The organism is Chordicoccus furentiruminis (assembly GCF_019355395.1).
In the GTDB taxonomy this organism is placed as follows: domain Bacteria; phylum Bacillota; class Clostridia; order Lachnospirales; family Lachnospiraceae; genus Chordicoccus; species Chordicoccus furentiruminis.
In genome coordinates this window covers 2534257-2547006 of sequence record NZ_CP048829.1, presented here as the reverse complement: position 1 = coordinate 2547006, position 12750 = coordinate 2534257, and the positions used below count along the sequence as shown (strand labels likewise).

General features: G+C 46.6%; 8 protein-coding genes and 1 pseudogene. All 9 read right to left on the bottom strand.

Features of this window, described 5'->3' with window-relative positions; all coding sequences use genetic code 11:
* Positions 1 to 16: 16 nt before the first annotated feature.
* Positions 17 to 2539 (bottom strand): BREX-1 system phosphatase PglZ type A, encoded by a 2523-nt coding sequence (gene pglZ / locus G4C92_RS11560; RefSeq protein WP_274939997.1) that lies wholly within the window; start codon positions 2537 to 2539, stop codon positions 17 to 19.
* Positions 2540 to 2559: 20 nt separating this feature from the next.
* Positions 2560 to 5178, bottom strand: a pseudogene (gene pglX, locus G4C92_RS11555) (BREX-1 system adenine-specific DNA-methyltransferase PglX); the annotation flags it as partial.
* A 3-nt stretch (positions 5179 to 5181) separates the two neighbouring features.
* Positions 5182 to 7992, bottom strand: a complete 2811-nt coding sequence (pglX, locus tag G4C92_RS11550; RefSeq protein ID WP_274939995.1) for a BREX-1 system adenine-specific DNA-methyltransferase PglX — start codon at positions 7990 to 7992, stop codon at positions 5182 to 5184.
* On the bottom strand, positions 7968 to 8162 hold the full coding sequence (locus tag G4C92_RS11545) for a cytochrome C (RefSeq protein WP_274939994.1): 195 nt from the start codon (positions 8160 to 8162) through the stop codon (positions 7968 to 7970). The genes pglX (G4C92_RS11550) and G4C92_RS11545 overlap by 25 nt, the downstream gene beginning before the upstream one ends.
* 26 nt (positions 8163 to 8188) lie before the next feature.
* Positions 8189 to 8581: a hypothetical protein gene (locus G4C92_RS11540; protein WP_274939993.1), complete on the bottom strand. Its 393-nt coding sequence runs from the start codon at positions 8579 to 8581 to the stop codon at positions 8189 to 8191.
* The gene (locus G4C92_RS11535) at positions 8581 to 9045 is read right to left on the bottom strand and encodes a hypothetical protein (protein WP_274939992.1); all 465 of its coding nucleotides are present in this window, start codon (positions 9043 to 9045) and stop codon (positions 8581 to 8583) included. Before G4C92_RS11535 ends, G4C92_RS11540 begins: the two co-directional genes overlap by 1 nt.
* Before the next feature lie 15 nt (positions 9046 to 9060).
* Positions 9061 to 9285, bottom strand: a complete 225-nt coding sequence (locus tag G4C92_RS11530; RefSeq protein ID WP_274939991.1) for a helix-turn-helix domain-containing protein — start codon at positions 9283 to 9285, stop codon at positions 9061 to 9063.
* Between the two features lie 139 nt (positions 9286 to 9424).
* The gene (locus G4C92_RS11525; protein ID WP_274939990.1) at positions 9425 to 10999 is read right to left on the bottom strand and encodes a recombinase family protein; all 1575 of its coding nucleotides are present in this window, start codon (positions 10997 to 10999) and stop codon (positions 9425 to 9427) included.
* A complete protein-coding gene (locus tag G4C92_RS11520; protein ID WP_274939989.1) occupies positions 10984 to 12750 on the bottom strand; it encodes a recombinase family protein in 1767 nt (588 codons plus the stop codon). Before G4C92_RS11520 ends, G4C92_RS11525 begins: the two co-directional genes overlap by 16 nt.

The window sequence follows — 12750 nt, the reverse complement described above, 5'->3', positions numbered from 1 at the left end:
GCCTCCGTTCTATCTATCAGAAGTTGAAGCCAAAATCATCCGCAAACGCCAGGTCCATAATGACCGGGTGACGGAACGCCTCAATTCCAGTAGCATCATCATATACGACAAGGTAATACTGCTTGTTCTTATCGTATTTCTTATTCTTGAATGTGAACCGCATCCGGAAGATTCGCTTCTGCGGATCGGCGTCACGGCTGTCAGCGATATAGATATTCTCGTTGGAAATCTTTTCGTTATCCTCCGAGACGAAATACATCTTGTACGTCGTCTTCTTCACAGTATCGCTGACGGCATCTGTCTGGATAAAGTCCATGGTTGTAATCAAGTTCGTGATCTTCTGTACGATACTGACCAGAGCAATCTGCGCAGGCCTTGTTTCCATGTGACCGCGTTCCATCTTGATATCCAGCACCGGAACGAGCATTTCCTGCGGAGATGATCCGCCGTGGACAAAGTTCTGCCCGCCGCCGGCCACTTTGAAAACATTGCTGCTGACAGGGAATGATACCTGCTTGGTATCGTCATTATCCAGAATCATCCCCAAGGGCAGACTTTGAACACCCTCATCCACGACAGCTTCCTGCGCAACGATGAAGCGTCGATTGATAAATGCCTTCTTATCGTTGATGGCACCGATCTTGTCACTTTCGGAAAGCTTATCCCGCTTATAGATGAAGCCATGATCGGACGTTATGATGAAACGGTATGTATTCGCATTGGTAGAGATTTTCCGGATCAAATCCATGATCTCCGCAACCGCTTCCTGACACGCCACAAACACTTCATCCTCGGTCGTAGCTTTATCTCCACGGGCATCGATCTGGTTATGATACACATAAACCACCTGCATACCAGTGAAGATATCCCGCAGGTCATTTTTCTTTAACCCCTTGATATCATCAAACTGCACGCACACACCGTTCGCTTGATGTTTCTGCAAAACAGTCTGTCTGCCTGAGAGATCATTGCATAGGACATCATCCACCAGCACCCGAAAATCATCCGTCATTGTCAGAGATTTATGCGGCAGCAGAGCGGCCATGCCAAGCCTTGTATAGGACGGCAGGACAGAAAGCTGTGCTTCCATCTTTGCGGTACACTTCGGGTCATCCAGCATTCGCTTGAACAGTTCCTGCCCAACCTCATATCGCATCGCATCCGAAATGATCACAACCGTGCGTTCCTTTGCATTGCGCAGATAGCGATTATAGAAATTGCGCTGCAAAGGCATTTCCTGAAGTGCGCCGTTTTCCTGAATACCCTCGTTCCACTTGGGCATGATTTTGCCCAGGTACTCATTGGTATAGATGTTCTCGATCAGAGTGCGGAGGCCTTCAAAAGCTCCCGTATCCTCGATCTGGTCATAGCTGTAATAGAATTTCCGATATTCCTGATCGATCTGGTAATCCTTCGCCAGATACTGCTTGATGACATTTTTGAACCCATCCGGGCAGCTGTAGTTAGCAGCAATAATCAGATGGTATGCGCTCAGAAGCAGCTGATAGGTCTTTTTTGTCCGCTTTCCGAAATGCATCTTCATCCGCTTCTCACAGAGTTCCGGAATCGTGACGCGATCCAGCATTGCGCCGGTATCTTCAGCGGTCAGGCGGTCAACAAGCCATTTCACAAGTATCTGATCCGCAGAGATGAAGGTCTCAACATCAATCAGCATTTCCGGCTGCATCCCGGCAAAGGCCGACATGGTATTCTGGCCATCAGAAACATGCTTGGACAATTCATCAAAGCGCCCACTGTAAAGTACGCTGTTCATCAGGTTATCCAGGAAGGCAATGATATTCCCGGATTTATAGGAAACGAAGCTCTTCCAGCCTGCCGGCACTTCGCAGCCGAGCTGCCGTGCAGTCGATGTGATAAACATCGTGACGATCAGCTTCTCCAATGTCGGTTTCGCATCAGTATAGCCAAATTGCTGTTCACAGAGCTTCCAGAAGGACGGCAGAAGATCGTATTTCACCATTTCCGCAAGGAACTTGTTGTCTTCAAGCGACCCCTCTGTGATCATGACACGCAACACCTCCTCGAAAGAGCAGGTGCGCGTCCTGCATACCGCGCTAAGAAGGCCGACAAGGATATTCTCCTCGTTGAAGTTTTCGATCTCCAAGTCATAAAAGCGTTGTGTCCGCTCTTTACTGGCAAAGAACTTAATATGCTTCTCGATGATCGGCTTGTATTTTTCTTCAATACCGAGATCAACTGACAGCAGAGAAGCACGGTCAGCAAAGAACCGCTTGGAATACAACAGGGTGTCTTCCAGATGGTTTTCTCTGACATCCGGCTTCGGGAACGGAGCATAGATCAGATAATTCGTCGTTGTATCCTCTCGCTCCAGAAAACGCTTCGTTGCAAACTGGCTATCCTGCTTCAGCTGATACACCTTGGCATTCTCCAGCTCAACGCCTTCAATGTCCTCTGCGAACTCAGCTTTATCGTCGTACCAGAAAACCAGTTTCCGGGTATCGCCCGTAAACTCGGCATTCAGTCGATCTATTATTTGTTTTAGATTTAGCTCAGCCATAGAATTAACCCTTCCTATATCAGGGGATGCTTCTTAAAATCCCAAGATGTTTCAAACGAATCCCAGTCATTCTTTGAAATATCAACACATTTTTCAGCCAACTCTGTTACTCTGGTTTTACTATTTATTTTTAGCGGCAATTTAACAACTGTACCGCTATTAAAATCCAAATTCGGCGCAATGATACCTATAAAATATTGCGACACCACTGAATTTAACAGGCCAACATAATAATCTAGATCATTTTGATTCTTCGGGAAACACATAGAGCCTTTTGTGTTATAGGTAAACCCTTTTGGACTTTTTCGAACCCCAAATTTATTTGAAAGAGTAGACCAGGTAATTCCTTCCTTAAAAAAGTAATCAGGATCACCAGTTCTTATTGCCTTGTTTATTTTTCGATCGCTAAACATTTGTTTCAGCAGGATCAGATATTCATGAATTCCATACCATTTCCGAAAACCGCCTCCTTTATGCAGTGGAACCCATGTATCCAGTTTTATATCTTCCATAGTTTCAGCATTAAAAACACACTTTTCGTTTTTAACTTCAAACCAAAGTCTAAGATATAGATCGTTACTCCCTGCTACAAGTCCCGCCTTCGGAATCAACTCTTCTAAAAGCTTTCTCCCATAGAGAACCCTCAAGTCATAATCTGTACATGAGTAAACTATTTCTGCATCTTTAGATTCCAAAAAAACATCATTATCATGTTCAAAAGTTTTTTTGTCTCTTACATAGTACGATTCTGTTATTTCCTCAGACTTATTTTTTACTTCCGACAAATCAATATACTGAGTTTTATATCCTGCCGTATAATCACTAAAGCAAAACATTACTGTCCCAAACCCAGCCTCAAAAGCGTCGGAACCAAGTGGAACGATATTCACAAATGAATTAGTCTGTAATAACGCTCTCCTTAATTGTGAAAAGCTCGATAAGGACAGCCAACTATCTCCGGTTACCATTGCAATATATCCATTTTCGCTTCTAAACTCAGTCAATCTTTTCATGAAAATGGAGTATGAATCGTATCTATATATATTGAAATTCTCTTTTGCAAAATCATCCAAACGCTTTGGTAAATTTCCCATGTAGGGCGGATTCGTGGTTGCCACAAGGTATTTCTGTGCAAGAGCCTTTCCCTGCGAAATCAGCTCTTTCAGCTGTTCTGCAGTATCATCCAATCCTACTGCCTCAAAACTAAGTTGCCCTATTGTCTCAATACTAGACGCAAACCGATAAAGTAGATCCCAGTCATACTTATCTACTGTGAGAATCGAGCCATATTCTTTTGCATCCTTGAAAGTGTCCAGAAGTCCTGTCATCTGGGTTACAGCGTCGTTCTTTTCAAGATCGTTCAGTCCAGCGCCGAAGTACTTAAGCTGATTCCGGTAGATTCCGTTGCTTTCCTGAATGGAATAAACATTGGGTTTATATTCACCGTTCAGAATCCGGCGATTATACTGACGAGCTTTCATCATGACAGCAAAGTAAGCCATCTGATATGCACGGTCATCAATATCCAGGCCATACAGATTGTTTTCCAGAATGCTTCTGGCTGCATCACGCTGTCCATATCCGGCGCTCTCATAAATCTGCATCAGCACATCAAATGCATACACCAAGATATGACCGCTGCCCATGCAGGGATCGATCACCTTGATATCTTCCGGATTCAATTTCGCATATTCTGCGCGGATTTCGGCCAATTTAGCCTGCACTTCCGGTTCCTGTTCAGCTTCCTCCAGATAATATTTCCAGCCTGCCTTCAAGCCATCATTCGGATGCCCCTCAACCCACAAGCGGCCAAGACTGTTCTCCACCATGTAACGTACAATCCAGTCCGGCGTGAAAAGCTGGGTGACTGCAGGTACTTCTTCCTTCGTGAGCTTGCCTTTCTTTGCAAAAGCCTCGCTTTTGGGTTCGGTGTTATAGTACTGATACAGCCAGCCAATAATCTCCACCTGTCCACCACGTTCTACATCGAAGTCTTCCTCCGGAATATCATGCACCAGATGATAGACTACGCCGTCCTGGTCAATGACTGACAGGTTCAGGAGCAACTCCGTATAATCACTTGTTTTCTCAAACAGCGCCGGCAGATTTTCATTCAGTGCATTGCACTGCTTGATAAAAAGAATGCGGAAGACATCATCCAGTTTGTTTTCCTGCTTCAGCTGATAGATAGTCTGTTCTTCCTCAGAAGTGAAGGACAAACCAGCATCAAATGGATTTGTTACCAAATCGGGCTCCATCTTCCCAGAGTCAGAGGAGAGCACACGAATATGAGAAGGAAGGTAATCATTGACTTCCATGAAGCGTACGGCAATCAGACGGTTAAACCATGTATAGGCAACCTCCTCCAGAACGTATTTGTAGGCAGTCTTGTAGTTTGTTTCCTTCTCCTTGCGTTGTATCAGCTCTACAAGATGTTTCCGTTGCTTTACAGCTTCTCCACTGATGGAATAAGGCTCCGCTGTGCCGATGTCGTAAAACTCTGTCGTACCAGTAGACTGCGGCAATGACATCTGAATACAGTCTGCTGTAATCCCCATCAAGCCCGCACGATAGCTGATATCCGCGATAAGTTTATTCCTTGCCCAGATGGCAAAGTTTTTTATGGCAGCCTTGTTCATGCCTTATTTCTCCTTTGCCATGATTCCTTTTGAGTCAGCAAGTACTTCATAGAACTTTCCATCATTTGCGGTCTGAATTTTTCTATAATTCTTTTTCACACCTTCATCTAAATCCAGTTCAATACGAGAAAGCGCCAAGTGAGCCAGTTTCTCATCATATTCACGGCATTCTTTTAACTGCTTTGTTAGTTTCTCACGGCGTTTTGTCGCTTGTGCTACTTCACGACCACTTGTACTGTGATCGATCATATCCTGCATGCGACCAATCTCGCTCTCATAAATTCGCTGCATACGATGAAGATAATCGATGCGAAGATTGCCGACGGTATCTGCATTGTAGCGATGAAGATAAATAAGTGCTTTGAACCCGTTCTGCTTTCCAGAATCAAACAGCCAATAAATAGGCCTCTTGCCAGAACCCGTAACCGAATACGTCTGGCAATGATCCTTAAAGAAGTCGTTCAAAAAATAATTCCTGATAATTGTCCGGCTGCTATCTCCTTTATTGCCTAATGCCCGGGCAATAAAATCAAGGTTCTGTTCTAATGTATCATCGCCATATACTACCTTTAACCATGCGCAAAGGCGTGAGACAATATCATCCTCTAAGTATTCCTCATCAGTGATAGGGATAACATTATCCTGATCCGGAATATATGAAACATACTTTGAAGCGTCCCATTCACCGCCCGCAAAAGCAAGTCCATCAACATCTAAAGAATACCTGCCAAACATGCAACCAACTGCATAGCTTAAAAGGCTCTTTATATCCCTCTGAAGCTCTGCCTTACGAACTGTAACATCCTTATCCTCAACCTCCGGAGTCAACTCGTCTTGAAGGCCATATATCTCAATGAATATTCTGTTTAATTCTTCTTCATTGGCTTTGAGCTGATTGAAACGCTCCTCACACTCCAATTCCCATTCTTTATACTTATCTGCGATTAAGCGTCCCATAGTTTCTCCTCCAGATAAATAATGTCCTTTATAATCCCAAGAACCCTCAAAGGCATCCCAATCTTTCATAGACAGCGCTTTGCATTCGCCAACCAACTTGATTACTCGCCTTTCAGATTCCATCCCCTCGATTTTTATATATGGGATTTGTGGTATTTGCCCTGTGCTATAGTGAATCCCCTGACAAATGATATCTCCAAACAGCTGAAACACAGGGGTATTCATATACGCCAATTTCAACTCCGGTTTATTCGTACAGAAAAACATTGGTCCAGCATCGGCATATATATACCCATCATCAACCCATCTTGCGCTAAATAAGCCAGTTGAAACATCACTCCATGTAATGCCCGCATGGAAATATGTGCTTGTGTTTTTTACAACAAAGTCAGGATTATTCAAGTAAGGGTATTTACGCATTACAGCAGATTTAATATCAAACCCATTATTTGAATAGTTCACTACATACTCTTTGTTGGGATACCATCTTCTATATGATCCGCCCTTAATATACGGGAACCACTTGCAATCAGAGCAGTTGGTATCCTCACAATCTTTTAAGCCAAAGCCGATATTATTCCATGAGACCTCGCTCCAAAGTCTAAGAAATGTATTATTATCTGATGTCCCAAGCCCCTGTCTCGCAGTTCCAACATCCCCTAAAAAGCTGTTCTTCTCAAATACTTTATATACATCGTCACTCAAATGATAGCTTATAGGAGCATCAGGGATGTCCATAAACTGATACTGGGCCGCTACATACCTATTATCACCGCTTAAGAACATCTTTTCTTTTGCATCTTGAGAGTTCTCATCAACCAAGCGACAGTAGGTCCCTTTATACTTCTTCAATCCTGTTTTGTTCAATACAAATGATGTTGTTTGAACTACTTCACCACCGATATCCTCAAATGCTCTGGCTCCTAAATGTGCCATATTTACAATCATGGTATTAGCTACTTCTTTTCTCAGATCAGCGTATCTTGACAGGAACATCCAAGAATGTTGTGTGATCATACCGATATAACCACATCTCAGCGAACTGTTTATGCATTTTTCCATAAACACCGCAAATAGATCATTTTTACCAGCTGAATAATTCTTTTTTACGTATGAGTTTAACTTGTCATTCATTCCGCTTGATGCCATGTAGGGCGGATTCGTGGTTGTCACATGGTATTTCTGCGCAAGAACTTTTCCCTGATTTATAATTTGCTTCATCTGTTCCGCAGTATCATCTAAGCCTACGGTATACATGCTCATCTGCCCGATGATTTCAACATTAGATACAAAACGATCCAAAAGATCCCAATCATACTGATCTACTGTGAGAATCGAGCCATATTCTTTTGCATCCTTGAAAGTGTCCAGAAGTCCTGTCATCTGGGTTACAGCGTCGTTCTTTTCAAGATCGTTCAGTCCAGCGCCGAAGTACTTAAGCTGATTCCGGTAGATTCCGTTGCTTTCCTGAATGGAATAAACATTGGGTTTATATTCACCGTTCAGAATCCGGCGATTATACTGACGGGCTTTCATCATGACAGCAAAGTAAGCCATCTGGAATGCACGGTCGTCAATATCCAGGCCATACAGATTGTTTTCCAGAATACTTCTGGCTGCATCACGCTGTCCATATCCGGCGCTCTCATAAATCTGCATCAGCACATCAAATGCGTACACCAAGATATGACCGCTGCCCATACAGGGGTCCCCTACTTTGAGGTATTTGATACAATCACATTTTCGATTTTGAAAATGAACCGATTTGAACACCCCTCTGAACACCCCCTGCGGCCTGCGGGGGAGCGAGGTTCTCACAGCTTGTGCGTACATTATTGGTATTCCTTCTTCGTCCATTCCCAGATCTTCGGAAGCATGTCCAGGAAGTGCTGCCCGATCTTCTGAGCATCGTAGTCATGGGCTTCAATGATAAAGCGCAGACCGTCCGGAGTCAGGATGCGACCGTTCAGCTTGTCGCTTTTGTATCTCTGGAATTCTTCGTATTCTTTATTCGGAATTGACTTCATCCTTCATTTCTCCAATAAAACAGGAATTACAAATGCATTTTTAGCTCTGCATACAACGGGTCTGGAGATGTTTCCTGGTACTGTTTGAACTTCCTAATAACTTCTCTGTACAGCCTTGGCGGAAGTCCTCCGACCTTTTTCTCACGAATTCGTTCTTTGTAAATGTTCTGCAGGTTGATCATTGAGGGCCTATCCAGATTTGCAATTTCAAAAAGATCCTGCCCCAACAGAAAATAACGCTCTTCATAAATCGCATATTTATGAACCTGACTGGTCATTGTCAGGTAGTATGTTTCATCCGTGATGCTATCAGTCGCAATTGCAATCATCGCGGGATGGCAGATTTTTGAGTCTCTGGATTGATTATCTTTGAATATGATTCCTTGTTTCAGAATAATTGTGCCTTTACCATATTCCATCAGTAGATCACCAACCTTCCTTCATCATCCAGTTTGACGTACCACTGATTTCCGGTTTCTTCATTTCCAATTGCTGCAAGTTCCTCCCGGTATTCTTCAATCGGAAAGGTCTTTTTATAGGTAAAGGTGTTACCGTTGATTTCCTCACTAATATCCTGATCGGTATCATAATTCCCGAAAGCGGATTGCAATTCATTCATGGCTTTTGCGTTTTTACCTTGCTCATCAATTCCATATGGCGTAGACGGTTCCGCCACCATCATGGACGAGAATGCTGTTGCATACGCCTTCAGTCTCTTATACATGGCATCATTTCCAGAGAGTTTCTGCTCCAAGGCCGCTGCTTCTTCATCCGTCAACTGCTCCACCATATTCTTCATGGTTTTTGCTGCAGATGGATTGTTTTCTTTTTGAGCAAGAAGCTCGTAGTAAGCAGTTATTCTCTTTTTTGTGTTCTCATCCAATGTACACACCCCTTCCTATTTGCCAATCGACTGCTCCCGTTTTTCATAGGTAAGTCGAACATCATAACCAAGATCCTCCATCATGGCGAGGAAGGTCTTATTCATCACCTGTTCTTTATTACGGACAAGTTTATTCACGTTTGACGGGGACGTTCCGATATTCTGGGCAATCTGAGACTGCGTTGTCCCGGCTTCGATGCATCTCATTTTTACGTCCATCTCTATGTTGTTCTTCAGCATAGTTCTTCTCCGTGTTTCGGTTTCAAATAATTGAATTATACTTCAATTCATTTTATCACTGCCTGCTCCTTTTTTCCAGTCCCTGCAACGTAAAAAAGCGCCTCACCTCCGAAGAAGTGAAGCGCCGTTCCGACCGTGCCTATGCTTTTATTTCCATCCCACTTGACAGTGTGAATACCATGTTGTCCTTGCTGTACACCGTCAGATGGTCGACCAGGCTTCCCCAGAGGGCTTCGTCAAATTCCGTGACGATCTTCGGCAGTTTCTCCACCGACTGGATGAACCGTCCGAACTCCCGCCTGCGGACACCCTTCGCTGTAATTTCCGCCGTGACCTTCTCGTACTGTGCCTTGGTGGTTTCAAACCGGGAAACGAGCGCCTCGTAGCGGACGTTGTATTCCGCCTGGTCCTGCGCCACCCGGGCGTTCACCGCGATGATCTCCTGGACGGCATCGGCATCCACATTCATCTGCTCCGCAAGCCGCCTCTGCTCGGCTTCCAGCTCTTTGGTGCCGGAGAGTTCAGCCTGCACCGCCTTCAGTTCCGCAAGCACCTCGTCCTTGTCGGTGACCAAGCTGTTCACTACCCGGATGAAAGCGTCTTTGATCTCATCCTCCGTCAGGTGCGGTGTGGCGCATCTGGTCTTGTCTTTGAACTTGGCGTTGCACTGCCAGACCACCTTGCGGTATCTGTCCGTGCTGTGCCAAACCTTCGAGCCGTACCACGCGCCGCAGTTTCCGCATTGAACCTTCGAGGAGAAAATCGTGACGCCGCTGTAGCCGCGCTTCTTCGAGCGTTCCCGGAAGATGTCCTGTACCCGGTCGAAGATTTCAGGCTCGATGATTGCTTCGTGGTTGTTCTCCACATAATATTGCGGAATCTCCCCATTATTGTGTACCTGCTTTTTCGTCAGGAAGTCCGGCGTGTAATACTTTTGCAGGAGGGCGTCACCTTTGTACTTCTCATTCTGGAGGATGCTCTTGACCGTAGTCTGGCTCCATTTGTCCTTCCCTCTCGGCGTCTTGATGCCCATCGTCGTCAGTTTGTCCGCGATGGCGTGGCAGGAAAGCCCTGCGAGGTATTCCCCGAAGATGAGTTTGATGATCTTTGCCTGCTCTGGGTTTACTACCAGGGTGCCGTCCTCGCCTTTATCGTAACCGATGAAAGTGCTAAAGGGGATGCTCACCTTCCCGTCTGCCATCCGCTTCCGATGCCCCCATGTGACGTTCTCCGAAATGCTCCGGCTTTCTTCCTGGGCAAGGCTGCTCATGATCGTGATGAGCAGTTCCCCTTTGGAGTCGAAGGTCCAGATGTTTTCCTTCTCGAAATAGACCTCTGTGTTATGCTCCTTCAGTTCCCGGATGGTGGAAAGGCTGTCCACCGTGTTTCTGGCGAACCGGCTGACGCTCTTCGTGATGATGAGGTCGATTTTCCCGGCAAGGGCATCCGCCACCATCGACTGGAAACCCTCGCGCTTTTTTACGCTTGTCCCGGTGATACCTTCGTCAGAATACATTCCCGCGAACTCCCAGTCATCATGTCCCTGGATGAGCGTGGTGTAGTAGTCCAGCTGTGCCTCGTAGCTTGTCAGCTGCTCATCGTGATCTGTTGATACGCGGGCGTACCCAGCCACCTTCCGCTTGGCCCGGCTGTTAATCGGCGCGGCCGTGAACTGGCTGACCGTCGCCGGAATCTTCGTTACCTGTTTTGCCATTTGTTACCACGTTCCTTCCTTATTGCCTTCATTTTTTCACTCATTGCCGCCTTCCTTTCCGGAGTCCATTTTTCCTTCATCACCCGACTCATGTACTCCTTGTATTCATCCGTGTGCTTGTGGCTCCGCCGCTTTGGCGGCACCCACTCACGCAGCACCTCATGTCCGTCCGTGAAACGAAATGTCAGGGTGCTGCCCTGGACAAGGATGCTGTCGATCCGCTCCTCGAAGATGTCATCATCAAAGGAATCCAGTCCGAGGACTTCAGCGGAAAGTTCCCGGAGTGCGTCATCCCGTAGGGAAGTGTTGTCCCTGTTCGGCTTGCAGCGCCAGTAGCGCATCCCCTTGTACGATTCGCCCGTGTAGTTGCTTCCGCAGACACCGCACTTTATCTTGCAGGTAAAGCACGATGAACCCTTCTTTCCCTTTGCCCTGACGGTCCTTCTGTACTGCGATGCCCTTGCCCGGTATTCCGCGGTCCAGCAGTCCTTCTTTGCGGTATTCACCCATTCCAGAGTCTTTTCCGTCCCGTCCTTGAAATGGAAGGTCAGCAGGCCGTTGTCCGGGACCGAGATGAAATCAACCTTCTCGTTAAAAACATCCTCGTCAAACTCGTCAAGCCCCAGGGCTTCCGCGCAGGTCTTTCTGAGGAATCTGTCCGGGATCTCCCTTGTTGAGCAGGTGTGGCCTTTCTTTTTTCTGGAACCGCAGACCCAGCCAATCAGCTTGTCGCCAAGCTGAGAGTTTTTCGCGCGGTTGGTGCGGGTGTTCCGCATCAGGCTCAGACCGCATTTCTCACATTTGATCTTTCCGGAAAAACAGGTGATGTTGAGCGACTTGTTTGCGAGGGGGCCAAGTTCTGCCCGCCGCTTTATCTCGCTCTGCACATAGTCAAAAGTTTCCCGGTCAATGATGGCTTCATGGTGATCCGCCACAAAGTACTGCGGCAGCTCCCCCCGGTTCTTTTTCCGCTTCTTGGTGATCGGGTCGGAGATGTACTCCTTCTGCAGGAGAAGGTCGCCTGTGTATGTGCAGTTTTTGAGCACCGTGGCAATGTTGGAATCGACCCATCGGCAGCCATCCCTTGTCGTTATGCCCTCCGCGGCAAATTCCCGCTCGGTCTCAAGCCTGGACTTGCCGTCAAGATAGTTCTGGAAAATGCGCTTCACAATGACCGCTTCCTCCGGCACGATGACGAGGTCATCACCTTCCCATTTGTATCCGTACACACGGAAGTGTCCGTTCGGCAGTCCCTGTTCAAAACGCTTCCTGGTACCCCATTTCACGTTGTCGGAAATGCTCCGGCTTTCTTCCTGGGCAAATGAAGCGAGGATGGAAAGCATCAGCTCGCCATCCCCGTCCATCGAGCGGATGTTTTCACGCTCGAACCATACTTCCACGCCGATTTCCTTCAAGTGCCTGACTGTCTCCAACAGGTCTACCGTGTTGCGGGCAAAACGGCTGATGGACTTTGTCAGCACCAGGTCGATCCTTCCGGCATCGCAGTCTGCGATCAGGCGGTTGAACTCATCCCGCTTTTCCGTTCCGGTCCCGGAGATGCCGTTGTCGGCGTACACCCCCGCGAACAGCCAGTCCGGATTCTTCTGGATCTTGTCGTTGTAGTAGCTGATCTGCGCGGAGAGGGAATGGCTCATCCGTTCCGATTCCATCGAGATGCGGGCATAGGCCGCGACACGCTTTTTCGCCTTGACAACAGGCGCGGAAGGCTCCAGTTTTCTCACATTTTTCAT

Bases quoted from the DNA above. Each gene is read 5' to 3' on its own strand.
- pglZ (WP_274939997.1), bottom strand. From the start codon at position 2,539: ATGGCTGAGCTAAATCTAAAACAAATAATAGATCGACTGAATGCCGAG.
- pglX (WP_274939995.1), bottom strand. From the start codon at position 7,992: ATGGACGAAGAAGGAATACCAATAATGTACGCACAAGCTGTGAGAACC.
- G4C92_RS11545 (WP_274939994.1), bottom strand. From the start codon at position 8,162: ATGAAGTCAATTCCGAATAAAGAATACGAAGAATTCCAGAGATACAAA.
- G4C92_RS11540 (WP_274939993.1), bottom strand. From the start codon at position 8,581: ATGGAATATGGTAAAGGCACAATTATTCTGAAACAAGGAATCATATTC.
- G4C92_RS11530 (WP_274939991.1), bottom strand. From the start codon at position 9,285: ATGCTGAAGAACAACATAGAGATGGACGTAAAAATGAGATGCATCGAA.
- G4C92_RS11525 (WP_274939990.1), bottom strand. From the start codon at position 10,999: ATGGCAAAACAGGTAACGAAGATTCCGGCGACGGTCAGCCAGTTCACG.
- G4C92_RS11520 (WP_274939989.1), bottom strand. From the start codon at position 12,750: ATGAAAAATGTGAGAAAACTGGAGCCTTCCGCGCCTGTTGTCAAGGCG.